Origin of the sequence: Pseudoalteromonas sp. JC3, from assembly GCF_030291895.1 — a bacterium.
In the GTDB taxonomy this organism is placed as follows: Bacteria; Pseudomonadota; Gammaproteobacteria; order Enterobacterales; family Alteromonadaceae; genus Pseudoalteromonas.
Genome location: NZ_CP127855.1, coordinates 720,809 through 735,349, shown reverse-complemented (window position 1 = coordinate 735,349; position 14,541 = coordinate 720,809). Strand labels below are relative to the sequence as shown.

Here is a 14,541-nt window from a genome sequence, read left to right as displayed (position 1 = left end):
GTTAAAATAGCCTTTAAAATCTTGTAGTTATAAGTTTTACGTGTTTCAACCTGTTGCCCCGAATTGCTCTTTGTTAAGCAAAAGTGGTGACAGGAATGGTGACAGATTTTTCAAAATCTGAAAATCGTCCTAAAATTATAGGAATCTGTCACCATTTCTCACATAAGAGGTTGAAATGACAGTAAAAATCACAGTTCAAAAAATCAAAAGTCTTATTAAAAATCAAGCTGTTGGAAAATATGCAGTAGGGAATGGCCTATACTTTCGCGTCAGTGCTGAAGGGAGTGCTTTTTTCATTGTTCGTTATATGAGCCACGGTAAACGCAAAGAAATGACTTTAGGTAAATACCCAGACATTTCTTTAGTTGATGCCAAACTCAAAGCCGCACAAATTAAAGTCGATCTTAATAATGATGGTGTTGACCCTTTAGAGGAACGAAAGCGCCTCGATAACGAAACCTTAAAAACCGTCAATGATCTTGCCGAAGACTGGCTGCAAGAATGCGAAAAACGCTTAAAGCACCCAAATATCCCTAGACGTATTTATACCAAAGATCTTGCCCCTTATTTTGGTGGGTTAGCAATCGAAAAAGTAAACCCTAGAGATATTCGCGGCGCGATACAACGCATTGCGCAAAGTGACCGCCCAAGCATTGCAAATGACGCGCTCATGTACTGCAAGCAGCTATTCAGACACGCAATTAAGCTAGATTTACGCACCTCAAACCCAGCTGAAGCATTTAACGTGTCAGATGCGGGCGGTGTAGAGCAAAGCCGTAGCCGCGCCCTATCACTTGAAGAACTAGAGAAAGTGTATCAATGCCTGCGGGAAAATTCTGACCAATTTACCCGCGACAACTATTTAGCCTTTTCGCTGCTACTTTGTTTAGGTGTTAGAAAGGGTGAGCTAATCGCTGCTAAATGGGCTGAATTTGATCTTAAAGAAGCGCTTTGGCATATTCCACAGGAGCGCAGCAAAACAGGCCGAGGCATAACCGTGCCATTAAGCCCCATCGTCATTGAATGGCTCAAAGAGCTGCAAATACGAGCCTTTGGCTCTGACTATGTCTTTCCAAACCGCAGAGCCAGCAAGCGCTTTGGACATATCAGCCCCGACACACTCAACGCCGCCATTCAAAAGCTATTCCGTGAAGACAAAATGCCCGTGCCCCACTTTACCGTTCACGACCTACGCCGCACCTGTCGAAGCCTACTTGCAAGCAATGGCGTAGCTGGTCATATCGCCGAGCGATGTTTAAACCATAAGCTTAAAGGTGTTGAGGGGATCTATGATAGGTATGATTATTTAGATGAGCGAAGGGAGGCATTAAGTCAGATTTCTTGTAGATTAGCAGATATAATTTAGATAGCGATAGCTAAAAACTCCTACAATCGTTTCATTATTCAGACTGTCATGTAACACTCGTATGACAGCCTGAATAAACATGCAAAATAGTATTTCCTTCTCCCAGAAAATTTAATTAACATGGAAAACTACTAGATACTGCACAAGTTAAAAACAAGGAGTTAAAATGTTTCAAGGCTTTAATCTTAATGTCAGTAACGAAAGCCGTTTCGACTCACCTAGCACGTATGACGAAATACTAAAAAGTAGGGAGGATAACGTTAGAGAATCACTAGAAAATTTCTACAATGAAGAAGGGCTGCTCAACGGAGACTCCTTAAGAAAAGAATGGTTTCCTGAGATTGAAAATTGCCATGTGTTTATCTCACATTCAAGCAAAGACAGAGAACTCGCTTTGAAGCTAGCTAACTGGCTTTATCATGAATTTAAAATTGAGTCCTTCATTGACTCTACTGTCTGGGGTTTTGCAGATAAATTACTGAAGCAAATAGATAATAAATACGCATACCGTGAAGAAACAAAAGACTATAGTTATGAAATAAGAAACTATACAACCAGTCATGTTCATATGATGTTATCAAATGCTTTGAACAGTATGATTGAACGTTCAGAATGCTTACTCTTTCTAAACACTGAAAATGCTATTCGCAATATTTCTCTAAAAGAAGATAGGGAGCAATACACTTTTTCTCCGTGGATAATGGCCGAATTACAGACGAGTGCTTTAATTGAAAAGAAGCAGTCGCCAAATTCACAACGACCTTTTGGTTCACTTGAATCAAATAAAACTGATATTGAAAGTATTGTTAAAAGGGCTAAAAGCTTCCAAATGATCCATAAAGCAAATGTTGAACACCTGAATAACATAACCTGTGAAAATCTGTCAGAATGGGCTAAAGATTGCAACGGAGAAAAAGGCTATAACGCTTTAACCACGCTCTACAGAGACTATGCACCTGGTTGCCGTTAACTAAATAATGTCGAAGATAAGTTTTTAAACAATACAGGAACATGGTAAAGGTGAATCAAAAAGAAGACAATACACTAAAAGTGGCGCATTTAACCCTTATTCAAGGTGTTATCAATCGAATGGCCAATAATTCTTTTTTGATAAAAGGATGGTCAATAACCGTTCTGACAGCACTAATCGCTGTTGGCGGTGCTTTAAAAAATGAGCTTTTCTTCCTTGTAACATTACTTCCAATATTCTTATTTTGGTGGCTTGATGCTTACTTTTTTATGCTTGAAAATGTATACAGAAAGCTTTATGAAAAAGCTCTAGAAATGGAGTCAAATGATTTAAAACTAAATCCTAATCTAGTCACCGAAATAGATAGGAACTGCATATGTACACGGTTCAATTACTTGATGCGACGAGCTGTTTTGCCACTATATTTACTGCAAATCTTAATTTCAATATTCGGTGTAGTAATCGTACACTGTTTCTTATAGTAAGTTGATTGAGAATTAAACTTTGATTGGCAGTGTCTTAAAAATATTAAGAGCTGCCCTTAAACAATATAAATTTTTATCAGTCATAGCCTAATACAGAAACTGAAGCCCAGCCAACCTTCCCTGCACAATCACCTTTTAAAATAGAAACTTCTTTCCACATTGGTATTCCACTCATGTCTGCAACTCGACCAGTAAGAACAACAGGTGTACCAGCTATTGCATTACATACGTGCTTTGACTTATCGGTTGCAGCCATAATATTCGGCTCAGATATGATTAAGCTTACTCCCGTACTTCTATTTCGCAAAACTAGATTCTGAGATTTAGAACCAGTATCATTATAATTTATAGTTAACTGCCCAGAAACCTCACCTATCACCGTATTCTTTTCCCCATTAATAGTTTGATTAACTCTAGCTTCACCTGAAGATACAAAAGCGGAATACCCAGCAATTAAAGTACCAACTATTGTTGCGAAAGATGCAGCTACGCTCACTTTTTTTAACATACTCATTTTACTCCATTCAATAAATATACCCATGTATCAAGAAATCCTTTAGGATTAGTTTATAGAAAAACCATGAAACTAAACAACTAACTACCTTTAACAAAAACACTCCAATAAATCTACAGAAAATTCAATTACAAGGCCTGATACAGCAAAATAGGTTCGCTATATGCTATTGATAAACTTACTTGCATTTCTGTACCTTTGAGTAAAATAATCACATCAATACTTTTTAACTTACCGCTATGTGACCAAAACCTAGAAGTGTGCAGTTTTGACAAGAAAGCATCGCGATTCAGCTTGAGCTTTTCCAGTCAACTAAGAGGCTCAACCTTTCTGAAACCTACGAAGCAATTCCAAAAGATGTGTCGCCCAATGATCCGCTGATCACATGGATCAATGACGGTGTGGCAGAATCGGTAGAAAGACCATTTACGATTGATGGCAAAGGGTTTATTGCTGAGATCTCACCCGCTAATTTTAAGAACAAGAAAAGTAAAAAATTTCAAAGCCATTTCCCGCATTTAAGAGAAGCACGTATTGAATACGCGATTATTTCAATGGCTTCAAAACAAGCGATGCAAATTCAATCTGACGGTGAAAATAACAAAGTGTTTTATCTCAAGACAACCTACTATCAAATCCAAAAAGAAATGATCAATGCCATCAACAAAGTCGAAAACAAAACACTGAAGCCGAACGATTGCCCTTACAACACTTCAAGTATTCGTGAAGCATTAGAGATACTAAAACGTACTGATATCGCCGTGCGTAATGAGAGCGGCGAAAATCTGTATATTTTTAACCGCATCAAAGATATTTACATGGAGGATAAAAAAGTCGTCATAGAGCTTTGAAATATGATCACCAATTATATTCAAAGTGGCGACTGGAAAGCCTCAGACTCGGCCAGTATTGTTGCCTCAAAGTCTTACTACCTGATTAAACTAAGAGCATTGCTAAACCTTAAGTTTCGCTATGCCAGTGAAAAGGCAACTTATAACCCATCACTTAACTATCTTATTGAAAAGATTAACTTCAACGAGCACAAAGAAAAGCGCATTACACTGCAAAAGATCACAAAGCTACTCGAAGCAATGCCAGAGATCAGCAAAGTAGAGATAAAGAAAAAGTACGAAGGCAGAAAAATCGTTGATGCGATCCTCAATATTTACCCGTCAAAACAATTTATCAGCACTATGATTGAAAACAACCAACTAACAAAGCGTACTGAAAAAGCCTTTATTGCCGATGAGTCTGTCAAAGTAGAGCCGATGGCGTTTGAGTATGATTCCAGCGCAACATTTCATCGTGAAAAAACAGCCTACAATATAGAGAAGTGAAAAATGCTATTTGGCAACAAGAAAAAATTATTTCAATAACCCAAACCATGAGAACCCAAGACGCAAGACAAATTCCAATCACTGATTACCTAGAACGTATAGGCGCAAAATTTGCCCGTACTCAGCAAGGAACTAATGGCCTTGAGTACGTTTACCACAGTCCAACAAGATCAGATAACAAACCCTCTTTGTGTGTAAACATTGAGAAAAATGTTTGGTCAGATGTGCCTATAGGCGCTGGCGGTCGCTTAATTGAATTAGTGTGCCATGTTCATAACTTGCCTGATAATGATGTTAAGAGCGCATTAGGGGTGCTTGATAGTCTCTATCCGACTGTACACTCATTTTCAAATAAAGCTGCCCGTATAGTGGCTAATAATGTGCATCAAACATTGTTTTACGCCTCAACACCAAGCATTGCCCCTACTACAAACGACGTGACTGGCTTAAATAAAAAATCAGCGGCAATAGAGGTGCTAAAAGTACAGGCATTGTTTAGTTACCCACTCAAGCAATACTTACAAAATGATAGGAAAATAAACCTCAATATAGCCAAAGAGTACGTACAAGAAGTTACTTGTCGCCTGATAGCATCAGGTAAACAGTTTTATTCTATTGGCTTTGCCAGTGGCAGCACCTTTGCAATTAGAAACAAAAATTTTAAAGGCTTTGCGGGGCTTGGCGTTGACATTAGTGTGTTTGATAAAGGCACTAGCAAAACCTTATTATTTGAGGGCTTTATCGACTTTCTTTCGTACCTAACCGCTAAGAGCCTGCACACCCCACCGTTTACAACTGTGGTGCTCAATAGTAGTGCCATGCTTGATAGGTTTGTTCAATTTGTTGCGCAACACCCAGCTATTACAGAGATAGACTATTTTAGAGATCGTGATGAACTCAACAACAAAACCACAGGGCTTGAAACGCTGAAACAGCTCAAAAACTCGCTCAACCATTTAAAAATAAATGACCTATCGAGTGCCTACCCAAACCACAAAGACTTGAATGAGTGGCTAATTGAGCATGTTAGCCCTCAATAATTTTTCTTTTTTAAGCAAGTAGCCCCGCAGGGCATTTTTTGAGTTTCATTTAACCGCTGAATAAAACTCATTATTTACTGGTTATAAATAAGATTAAAAGGGTTAAAGAAAGGGTTAGAGGCAATAGATTACAGTCGTGTATGCAGCACCAAGCCACAATAAATTTTGAAACGTACCTTCAACTCCTGCATTTACGTACTCCATACTCCTGTATTTAGCATTTTCAGTCTTAAATTTATGCTTAAGAATGCACAAACGTACCTCTGCTCCCTGTAACTTTTTTCAAAACGTAGCTAAAAGTACCTTACCTCCCTGTGTTTTTCTCGTGTGATCCGCTGAAACGTACCTTCAGCTCCTGTAATCAGTATAAAAAACCGCGCCAAAATGGGTGTGCGTACCCTGTGTCCCTGCATTTACGTACCCTGCACTCCTGTAAATTTTTGCGCTAGATTCGCCCTTGAAATTTGCACAAATTTTAAACTCTCAGCTATGGTTAAAGTATGAGAGCAAGATTGCAAACTTCCGGAAATACGCTTCGCTACCGTTGTTTGCATCTTGTGGGGGGCTTCCCCCTCAACCCCCTTAAAAGCTCAGTATCGAGCCAATAATTTATTTTGCTAATAGACCAGTATGGACAGCCCAGAGCACAAAAAAGATTATCAAAAGCAGTACATGGCAGAGTTTAGAAAACACCATAAACGTGTAGAGTTAAACTTTACGCTGGCAGAGTATCGCGACTTTAAAAAGGCAGCTCAACAAGAGAAGCTCACCGTTAGTCAGACGGTAAAAAACATGGCAATGGCTTATCAGCAACAACACTACTTTATCCCAGCTGAGCTAAAAGAAAAGCTCGATACGCTACATTTTTTAATTCGTAATGTTGCCAACAATATTAATCAAATCGCGCACCGCTCAAACACCTTACAAGTTATGGTGCATGAAAACGAGTTATTGATGGAGCTGAAAAAGCTAGAAGATCTAGTCACCGAATACACATTAAAAGGATTAAAAAAGTAACATGATAATTAAGTCAAAAAGCCGCAAAGTCGCGAACTTTGATCAGCTTTATGACTATATGAAAAAAGGAGCGGAAAAGCATGACGGTGTGCATGTTTTTTCGAAAAATGTTTATACACACCAACGAGAGAAAATACTTCAGGAGTTTTTTGAAAACTCCCTGCTCTTTAAAAAAAGAAAAAACAGTGTGTACCTGTATCACGAAATAATTTCGATTACACGTACCCAGAGTGTCAGCGTTGAAAAACAGCAGGACGCGCTTTTTCATATAGTGCAAGAGTATGTGGATCAAAGAGCAAGAAACAATCTGGTCTATGGGTATATGCACAATGATGCAGAAAATAACATCCATTTTCACCTAATGATTAGCTCTAACGAGCGAGGAGGTACTAAAAACCTCCGCCTAAGTAAGCATGAATTTGATCGCGCAAAAAAACATTTAGAAACCTGGACAAACAAGCATTACCCTGAGCTTCAGCAGGGGCTTGTGATCAACAAACAGGCAGGAAAGAAAACATCCCACAATGGGGCAGAGTTAAAGAAACGCACAGGTAAGATGCCTGAGCGTGAGCGAGTGAACAAAGCACTTGAGAGTATTTTGGTTTCCTCCACTAATAAGCAAGAATTTTTTTCTCGCCTCTCTGCCGAGCACCTTGAGATTTATACCAGAGGTAAGGCTATAGGCTTTAAGGATACGGTAACAGGCAGAAAATACCGACTAAAAACACTTGGTCTGGAAAACCAATTTGCAGTAATGAGTAAACAGATTGAGCTTGAACAACAGCACAATAAAGAGCTGAAACCGGAGTCAGCTCAAAAAGAAGCTACACTAAATATGAAGCATGAAAAAACAAAGAATGAGGCTGTCCCAGAGGCTAAAGTAACCAAGGCAAAAGAGCAATTGCATCAACAGCGCAGCGAACAGCATTCACCAGATAATAATGACAAAAAACACCGTTGAATTAGCGCGACTATTGATCTCGTTAAGGCAAAGGTAAAGCAAATTTGTAACCAAGCTCTTAACCTGATGGTTAAGACAAAACTAAGCCAGCAGTGGAAACACAAAATCGATAAAGCAAAACAAACGTTGCTGCGTCACAGGCAGTCGCAGCTATGAGAAGAAAAGTCACAGCAATATTCGATAACCAAGGAGGATGGATAAGATTATTATGGTGTTCAAAGCCATTGGCACATTTGCCTACAAAGCCACAGAGTACCTAATCAAAGGTAAAGTACTCAATACCAAGCAAGGGTCTAAGCTGCTGAGCAGCAGCGAGGCCAGTGGCTTTTTATCGCGCAGAAATAAAGGCCTGCTCATTGATGGCGATAACCGCTACCTCTCAGTCAGCGAAAGCTTTCAGAATGTATGTTTCACTGCCCGTGTTGGGGCTGGAAAAACCACTAAGTACATTATTAGCAACGTACTGGCTAAAGCGAATGACAACGTTTCTCTGGTTGTTCACGACCCCAAAGGGGAAGTTCATCAAGCAACGTCTGGATGCTTAAAAGCCAATGGCTACAATATCATTGTATTTAACCCTCATGATGTGAGTCAGTCGAACCTTTTTAACCCTTTCACCGAAGCTAAGAACTTTGTAGAACTCGAACTAATTGCAGAAACACTGATCTGGTCCGGAAACCCCAAAGAAGGTGATGCTTACTGGAATAATGGAGCCACCCGTATTCTGAGTGCGCTGATAAAATGTTTGAGCTTTGGCGATAAGAAGTACTTCAATTTACCCAACCTCTATCACCTTCTGCAAAATTTTGGTGCTCTTGGCGAAGGCCTGGATAACTGGATAGCGCACAACTGTTGGGATCCGAATTTTCCAGATGACGAATCTGTACTCAATGAGTGGAAAGGAGCATTAACCGGTAATAAAGAGGCTATACAGTCGTTTGTTGGGATCTGCCTGACCGCACTCAGAGCCTTAACCAATCGAAATATGAGAACATTCTTCAGTAAATCGGATTATGACTTGTCCCGACTGAGAAAAGAAAAAACTGTCATCTATTTTTGTACGCCTCCAGAGCATCAAAAGTACTACTCGTTTGCAACCTCATTATTTTTTCGTAGTGTGTTCAATGAGTGCATGCGTAACCATCACCTGGACGGAAAATCACTGCCTGTATACATACTGTATGATGAATTTGGGAACAGCTACGTAAGCGATTTTGTTTCTGTTGCCAATACGATCAGAGGGTATGGAGTATCACTGTCAATTATATTGCAGTCTATATCTCAGCTATCCATGCGTTACGGACAGAAAACCGCAGACTCGATCCAGGGAGCCTTTAACACCAACATATGCTTAAGCAGTTCCGACCCTGTAACCGCTGAGTATTTTTCCAAACTATCAGGCAGAGTAAGAGAAAGGCAAGTAGCCGAGTTTACCGATACTCACGACAACTATAGAGAATACAACCTGCTTAACTCTGATGAGGTCAGAACCATGCAAGACAATGAAGCATTACTGATCTGCAAGAACCGATACCCAGTAAAGCTAACGGTAACCCCCTACTACCAAAACAGACGATTTAAAAAAGCAGCAAGTTTCCCCCCTGTTATCAATAATCATGGAAACCGCAGCATCAACCCAAAACTGGTGAGGTTGTAATGGACTTTTACTTGTTTGGCGTACATTTCACAGGCGACCTACTATTTTACCTTGGGCTGATCTTCGCCTGTGGACTTGTCTTTGGTTGGTTTTGCCGTAAAGGGAATATTTTTTGGTGTTTGGTAGGCTTACTTATCTTTTACCCTGTGATGCAATTTGCCATGGTCGTTGATACCTGGTTTATCACTATCCCCTTTGTAGCTGGGTTTTTAGTGCATACAGGCAAGCCCTTATTTCGGAGACTGTTTCAACAATGACCTCAGTTCTATTTTTTACGGTGTTTGTAGTAATTATGGGCTTCATCTTTGGCAAATGCTGCAAAGGCGGCAACCCGTTTTTTATCTTTGTTGGGTTAGCTATCTCATTCGTGCCTGTTGCTTCAACGTTAGTTACTGAAGAACAAAACTGGTATTTCTTCCCTTATGCGTTGGGTTTTTTATACGTTTACACCAACCCCTTTTATTGGCTTAGCGATGCACTCTCAGAAATTAAATTGAGCTATCAATTAGCCAAAGCAAAAAGCGAGAATCAAAGTAAAGCGCAATTTCAGGAAGAAGTACGACAGGCTGAGCAAAACATAAAAGCACAAGCTGAAGAAGTTCGCAGACAGAAAGCTCAAGCCGAAGAAGACATAAAACGCGCCAGTGAAGAACTCAGACGCAAGCAAGAAGCCTTTCAGCGACAACAAAGCCAACAACGATCAAACCACAGCTCAAGCCAATCACAATTTGATTCAGCAGGCTTAGATCCACGCAAATTTGAAGATGCTTGCTCAATTCTTGGCGTACATGCTGGCAGCAGCCTGGCCGAGTTTAAAAAAGCCTATCGACACCTATCAAATTTATTTCATCCCGACAAATTAGATAAATTTGACGGGGTTTTAAAACAGCAGGCGAAAGAAAACGCCAAACTCATTAACATTGCATGGGAGACGATTCAGAAGAAGTTGAAGTAGTACTGAACTGGTTTCTAAAGGAGATACACGAATGCTAGTACAACGCACATTGACCTTGTTCTGTTTACTGATAATTGCTTTAACGGTAGCAGGCTGCTCAACCCCAACGCCATACAAAGTGACTTCTCAATATGACTCCATCACTTTGCACTACCAAAAACAACAATCGAATGAAGATTTACCTACTTTAATTTCTGAAGACAATAAGCGCTGGTATGGCAGAGAAATAGGCCCACATCGATATAAGTACACATTGAATAAGCCAGTCACTGGTGAGTGCTTCAAACTTGTGCCACAAGATGACCATAATGGAAAGCCTATCCACAAGTGCATCAAAAACCCACTCCCGACTAAGTATGCCAAGTTACTCTCAGAAAAAGACGAACTGGAACAAAAGATCGCAAACTACCGACAACAGTATCCCAGCAATATACAAAGTCTGACTAGAGCACTCAATAATAACCCAGCGTATAAGGATAAGCGTTGCTTATTACCCGCTACTGAAAGCTTGCCTGAACGTCCTCATACAATTTGTGATGACAAAGAAGCTTTACAAAGAGCCCGGATCTCATGCCTTGCTCCTCTAGGGTCAAAGGCTTGCCAATATGCACTCAAGGAAGAGAGAAAACGCAAAGGTAAAAGAGCAAGCCAGACGGAGTTATTTTTAGCTGGCAATGCATGTAGCTCAATGATCAGCCAGCGCATATCCGGCGGTGAAATAGGTCTCGGATTGGTTGAGAGTGCAGCCGATGCAATCGGAGACGGACAAGGAGGTTTTTTTGATGGGCTCAGTGCATTACTTGAAAGTGCAGCAATGGCCACGCGGATCGCTTCAGCATACAGTTGCTTTGATGGTCTGGTGCCTAATTGTGTAAAGAAAATTCGGCGCTGGGAATCTCAGATCAGTGCCACCCTGCAAAGGCCTTATGACTTACAGAATGAATGTAACGACACGGCTAAGAGATTGAAAAAATCACAGAAAGAATTTGCGCGAATACAAAGGAATATAGAAGAAATGAGAAAACAACTTAATAAGAATCAAAAATATAGAAATAAGCTGATGGCCGACTCTATCACGTTAATTATTGATGAGAAAGTCACTTTTTGATATCTCATCAACGGTTGAAATTGCATAAAATGGCCACACAAAATAAGGGAAAGAAGCAAGCCAGACATTGAACCTCACTAGCAAACTGTACTTTTTTTATGCTAGTATAGACAGATCTGGTTCCGTTAATGTACAATTCGTGGCCTTTTCACACACCGACGTTACCAGAAAGTTAATTCTTGACTTTTTAGTAAATTTATATAAAACGTATAGACTAATTTTAATTTAAATAACTGAACTGATATATTATGAAAAGCATAGTAAATAGAGATAACTCACCTAGTGCAATAGATAAAAGATGGGATCAAGCTTATGAAAAGAGGGAAAGTTTAGGTGTCACTCGGAGTAATAATGGCATAGAAATCGATTATGAAAGCATGAATGATCCTGAGAAAATAAGAAAAGCATGTCGCATAATTGCAGCATCCGCGAATAGAGTATTTTAGTTTCGGATAGTATTTCATGCAATTTTCTAACAGAACAAATTACATTTTCGAAAAATATTATTTAGCAAAAGCCAAAGAAAAGTCTAAACAGATAATATTTCACTACAATCAGTGTTTTGAAAATTTAAAATCTGAAAGGATAGAATTTTATTTATCAGAAGAGAAAATACGTGAAGCGGTGCATGCTTACTTTATCGATGTAATAAAGTATAAGGAATCTCATTTTTATTGTGAGCATAAATTTCCAGAAAGTGCAGAGATGCACTTAGATGAAATACACTCAAAAAAAATAAACAATGAGAAAGTAGCCAGTCTGAGTGCTAAATGGTTGTTGAGATATTGTCCCGCTTCTTTTATTGTCCCTGAAGACTATGTACCTAATGAGCTGGAAAGGAAGTTTTGTTTAGGCTTCAATGAAATGAGCACACTTTCATATGTATACAACTTGCTTAACCTACAATTTCCAGAACAAGAAGAGATCGAAGCAACAAAATGTGAAGCAACGAAATTAGTATTTGAAAACACGCAAAAGTTACTCGATGATATTCTTTATCACTTTAAATTTAGAACATATGATCATAGACATTTTATATTAGTCTTCAGCTCTTTGGTAAGAATAAATGAAGCGCTTCATAGATAGCAATCTGAGAATAACAAGACTTCACGATGACCTTCTTAAAGTTGATGATAAATCCAAGAAAGAAAAAATAATTGAGGATTTGAAGAAGGAAACAGAATCCTATGTTGAAAAGTATGTTAAGGAGAATCTAAAAGAAGAAAGGGAAAAGATTGGAAAGACATTCAGATATACTTTCTCTGCAATAGTGATACTTGCTTTCATGTATTTAAATTATTTCATTGTAGATTTTATAAAAGATCTGTATGAAGTTGACAAAGCGAATATAAGCAACGAAAATTACACTCGCATCATTGACCAGAAAGTTATTATGGTTTTAATATCAGGTGTTTTAATAGAAACAGCAATTGCATTTGGTTTACTTGCTAAAAGTATTTTCAATATTAAACCTCAGTGATTTTAAATTAATTATATACTATCGATAAAATATATTATCGATAGTTCTTAACCCCATAACCATGTGAAACCAACTTGAGAAATCAGCCAGCCAAATTTCACTACCTCACCTCACTGAAGAAAATTATTGGTTGATGAATTTTACGTCTCAGGCGACAAGAAAAACCTATCAACAGGCAATCCAACAGTTTATCAGCTTTGCAACTATCACAAGCCCGAAAGCATTATACAGTGTAAAACAGGCTGATGTGCTTATCTGGAGGGAAACACTCAGAGGTCAGGGTTATACTAACCGAACAATCTGTAATAAGCTGTCGGCCCTGTCTTCATTATTTGGCCATTTGTGTGAAAAGCAGATCATGCCAACCAACCCTGTTAAGGGTGTTAAAAGGCCTAAACTAAGCCAGCAAAGAGTCGTCACGCCAAGCCTAACTGTTGAGCAGGTGAAAACGATGATGAGCACACCCAATAAAGGTAATCTCAGAGAATTAAGAGACTGGGCACTATTACATGTACTGTTCTACACTGGATGCCGTGAATGAGCCATCCACAGACTTAAAGTCGGTGACTTTTACCTGCGCTCTGGATATTTTGTACTAGAGATCCGTGAAAAGGGGTGAAAAGAAAACGTAGTTGCGATCCATCACAAGCTGCAAGCCGCATTGAGGCTATATTTGTCAAAGTATAACTATGCGAGTGATCCCGAAGCACCTTTGTTTCAAAACTCAAGAAAATCACCCAAGCCGTACACACCCATATCAACAGTCAATATTCGATATATATTCAAAAAGTATCTGAGGCGTGCGGAGATACCAAATTTTGAAAAGTACTCTGTACACTCTGCCCGTGCCACCTTTATTACCGAAGCATTACGCAACAATACGCCAGTTGAAGACGTGCAGCGAACAGTCACACATGCAAATGTCAGTACAACTTTGATGTATGATACCAGAAGCCACGAACCAGAGAAAAGCGCCAGTTTCAAAGTTGATTACTAACTGTCCATTTGACTTTGGCTTATTTCTGATACAATAGAAGTAGAATTATTTTTTTAAGAGTAGACAGCATGACTATTACTCTCCACGGTAACTTTGCCGAGCTTGTACATGCTGAAGCTAATAACTCAGGGTTTCAGTCGCCTGAAGATCTTATCTTCGAGGCAGTTTCAGAGTACGTAAAAAAGCGCATTGATTCAGGTATTGAACAAGGTCTTCAAGATGTGGCTAATGGTGATATGATTGAACTTGATGCTGGCAATATCTCACAGGTACTTTCTAAACCTGCATCTCAATGGTAAAAGTACTATTAACCCACAAAGCCAAAACCGACCTTAATCGATTGAATGTTTCATAGCTGAAGACAACCCAGCCAGAGCCAGAAGTTTTTGTGAAGAGTTCTTGCACAGAGTTGTTGAAAACTTAGCTACACTCCCCTACTCTCATCCACTCAACAATAAAAAATCTTATCAGAAGTCTTGTTTAATGAGAATACAATTTGTACTATCAATACAAGAGACAAAAATGCATTTATATTCCTTATACACCTTACACTTAATTTTTTAATAACATTTTAATATATAACAAAAAATCGGCCTCATTGATTTATGAACAAGGCTTTTATCTAGTTACTAGCATTAATGAGTAGACAGGATT

The 14,541-nt window shown here is 39.0% G+C and carries 17 protein-coding genes; 16 read left to right on the top strand and 1 reads right to left on the bottom strand.

What is annotated here, in order from left to right:
• The first annotated feature begins 175 nt into the window (after positions 1 to 175).
• The 3 genes from QSH61_RS03150 (at position 176) to QSH61_RS03140 (ending at position 2,818) form a co-directional block, all read left to right on the top strand.
• Positions 176 to 1,366 (top strand): tyrosine-type recombinase/integrase, encoded by a 1,191-nt coding sequence (locus QSH61_RS03150; protein ID WP_206471417.1) that lies wholly within the window; start codon positions 176 to 178, stop codon positions 1,364 to 1,366.
• A gap of 166 nt (positions 1,367 to 1,532) precedes the next feature.
• Positions 1,533 to 2,336 (top strand): toll/interleukin-1 receptor domain-containing protein, encoded by an 804-nt coding sequence (locus QSH61_RS03145; protein WP_206471418.1) that lies wholly within the window; start codon positions 1,533 to 1,535, stop codon positions 2,334 to 2,336.
• Positions 2,337 to 2,386: 50 nt separating this feature from the next.
• A complete protein-coding gene (locus QSH61_RS03140) occupies positions 2,387 to 2,818 on the top strand; it encodes a hypothetical protein (protein ID WP_206471419.1) in 432 nt (143 codons plus the stop codon).
• A 79-nt stretch (positions 2,819 to 2,897) separates the two neighbouring features.
• Here QSH61_RS03140 and QSH61_RS03135 read toward each other — a convergent pair whose 3' ends face one another.
• On the bottom strand, positions 2,898 to 3,362 hold the full coding sequence (locus QSH61_RS03135) for a hypothetical protein (RefSeq protein WP_206471420.1): 465 nt from the start codon (positions 3,360 to 3,362) through the stop codon (positions 2,898 to 2,900).
• 332 nt (positions 3,363 to 3,694) lie between these two features.
• Between QSH61_RS03135 and QSH61_RS03130 the strand changes: the two genes are divergently transcribed.
• The 13 genes from QSH61_RS03130 to QSH61_RS03075 all read left to right on the top strand — a co-directional run bounded on the left by QSH61_RS03130 (position 3,695) and on the right by QSH61_RS03075 (position 14,186).
• Entirely contained in the window at positions 3,695 to 4,186 is a 492-nt protein-coding gene (locus QSH61_RS03130) for a hypothetical protein (protein WP_206471421.1), read from the top strand.
• Positions 4,187 to 4,189: 3 nt separating this feature from the next.
• Complete coding sequence (locus QSH61_RS03125; RefSeq protein WP_206471422.1) at positions 4,190 to 4,672, top strand: hypothetical protein; 483 nt, start codon at positions 4,190 to 4,192, stop codon at positions 4,670 to 4,672.
• Positions 4,669 to 5,712: a DUF8464 domain-containing protein gene (locus QSH61_RS03120; RefSeq protein ID WP_206471423.1), complete on the top strand. Its 1,044-nt coding sequence runs from the start codon at positions 4,669 to 4,671 to the stop codon at positions 5,710 to 5,712. Before QSH61_RS03125 ends, QSH61_RS03120 begins: the two co-directional genes overlap by 4 nt.
• A gap of 630 nt (positions 5,713 to 6,342) precedes the next feature.
• A complete protein-coding gene (gene mobC, locus QSH61_RS03115) occupies positions 6,343 to 6,729 on the top strand; it encodes a plasmid mobilization relaxosome protein MobC (protein ID WP_130126847.1) in 387 nt (128 codons plus the stop codon).
• 1 nt (position 6,730) lies between these two features.
• A complete protein-coding gene (locus tag QSH61_RS03110) occupies positions 6,731 to 7,690 on the top strand; it encodes a relaxase/mobilization nuclease domain-containing protein (RefSeq protein WP_206471424.1) in 960 nt (319 codons plus the stop codon).
• 193 nt (positions 7,691 to 7,883) lie between these two features.
• The gene (locus tag QSH61_RS03105; RefSeq protein ID WP_206471425.1) at positions 7,884 to 9,347 is read left to right on the top strand and encodes a type IV secretory system conjugative DNA transfer family protein; all 1,464 of its coding nucleotides are present in this window, start codon (positions 7,884 to 7,886) and stop codon (positions 9,345 to 9,347) included.
• 253 nt (positions 9,348 to 9,600) lie between these two features.
• On the top strand, positions 9,601 to 10,302 hold the full coding sequence (locus tag QSH61_RS03100) for a J domain-containing protein (protein ID WP_206471426.1): 702 nt from the start codon (positions 9,601 to 9,603) through the stop codon (positions 10,300 to 10,302).
• A 31-nt stretch (positions 10,303 to 10,333) separates the two neighbouring features.
• On the top strand, positions 10,334 to 11,410 hold the full coding sequence (locus tag QSH61_RS03095) for a hypothetical protein (RefSeq protein ID WP_206471427.1): 1,077 nt from the start codon (positions 10,334 to 10,336) through the stop codon (positions 11,408 to 11,410).
• Positions 11,411 to 11,872: 462 nt separating this feature from the next.
• A complete protein-coding gene (locus tag QSH61_RS03090; protein WP_206471428.1) occupies positions 11,873 to 12,496 on the top strand; it encodes a hypothetical protein in 624 nt (207 codons plus the stop codon).
• Positions 12,477 to 12,890: a hypothetical protein gene (locus QSH61_RS03085; RefSeq protein ID WP_206471429.1), complete on the top strand. Its 414-nt coding sequence runs from the start codon at positions 12,477 to 12,479 to the stop codon at positions 12,888 to 12,890. The genes QSH61_RS03090 and QSH61_RS03085 overlap by 20 nt, the downstream gene beginning before the upstream one ends.
• 133 nt (positions 12,891 to 13,023) lie before the next feature.
• A complete protein-coding gene (locus QSH61_RS03080; RefSeq protein WP_206471430.1) occupies positions 13,024 to 13,431 on the top strand; it encodes a tyrosine-type recombinase/integrase in 408 nt (135 codons plus the stop codon).
• Positions 13,432 to 13,551: 120 nt separating this feature from the next.
• Positions 13,552 to 13,887 (top strand): tyrosine-type recombinase/integrase, encoded by a 336-nt coding sequence (locus tag QSH61_RS24285; protein WP_164518174.1) that lies wholly within the window; start codon positions 13,552 to 13,554, stop codon positions 13,885 to 13,887.
• 68 nt (positions 13,888 to 13,955) lie between these two features.
• The gene (locus QSH61_RS03075) at positions 13,956 to 14,186 is read left to right on the top strand and encodes a hypothetical protein (RefSeq protein WP_206471431.1); all 231 of its coding nucleotides are present in this window, start codon (positions 13,956 to 13,958) and stop codon (positions 14,184 to 14,186) included.
• The last annotated feature ends 355 nt before the right edge of the window (positions 14,187 to 14,541 follow it).

What these genes read in the sequence shown, in the direction of transcription:
- QSH61_RS03150 (WP_206471417.1), top strand. Translation starts at nt 176, where the DNA reads ATGACAGTAAAAATCACAGTTCAAAAAATCAAAAGTCTTATTAAAAAT.
- QSH61_RS03145 (WP_206471418.1), top strand. Translation starts at nt 1,533, where the DNA reads ATGTTTCAAGGCTTTAATCTTAATGTCAGTAACGAAAGCCGTTTCGAC.
- QSH61_RS03135 (WP_206471420.1), bottom strand. Translation starts at nt 3,362, where the DNA reads ATGGGTATATTTATTGAATGGAGTAAAATGAGTATGTTAAAAAAAGTG.
- QSH61_RS03125 (WP_206471422.1), top strand. Translation starts at nt 4,190, where the DNA reads ATGATCACCAATTATATTCAAAGTGGCGACTGGAAAGCCTCAGACTCG.
- mobC (WP_130126847.1), top strand. Translation starts at nt 6,343, where the DNA reads ATGGACAGCCCAGAGCACAAAAAAGATTATCAAAAGCAGTACATGGCA.
- QSH61_RS03110 (WP_206471424.1), top strand. Translation starts at nt 6,731, where the DNA reads ATGATAATTAAGTCAAAAAGCCGCAAAGTCGCGAACTTTGATCAGCTT.
- QSH61_RS03105 (WP_206471425.1), top strand. Translation starts at nt 7,884, where the DNA reads ATGGATAAGATTATTATGGTGTTCAAAGCCATTGGCACATTTGCCTAC.
- QSH61_RS03100 (WP_206471426.1), top strand. Translation starts at nt 9,601, where the DNA reads ATGACCTCAGTTCTATTTTTTACGGTGTTTGTAGTAATTATGGGCTTC.
- QSH61_RS03095 (WP_206471427.1), top strand. Translation starts at nt 10,334, where the DNA reads ATGCTAGTACAACGCACATTGACCTTGTTCTGTTTACTGATAATTGCT.
- QSH61_RS03090 (WP_206471428.1), top strand. Translation starts at nt 11,873, where the DNA reads ATGCAATTTTCTAACAGAACAAATTACATTTTCGAAAAATATTATTTA.
- QSH61_RS03085 (WP_206471429.1), top strand. Translation starts at nt 12,477, where the DNA reads ATGAAGCGCTTCATAGATAGCAATCTGAGAATAACAAGACTTCACGAT.
- QSH61_RS03080 (WP_206471430.1), top strand. Translation starts at nt 13,024, where the DNA reads ATGAATTTTACGTCTCAGGCGACAAGAAAAACCTATCAACAGGCAATC.
- QSH61_RS03075 (WP_206471431.1), top strand. Translation starts at nt 13,956, where the DNA reads ATGACTATTACTCTCCACGGTAACTTTGCCGAGCTTGTACATGCTGAA.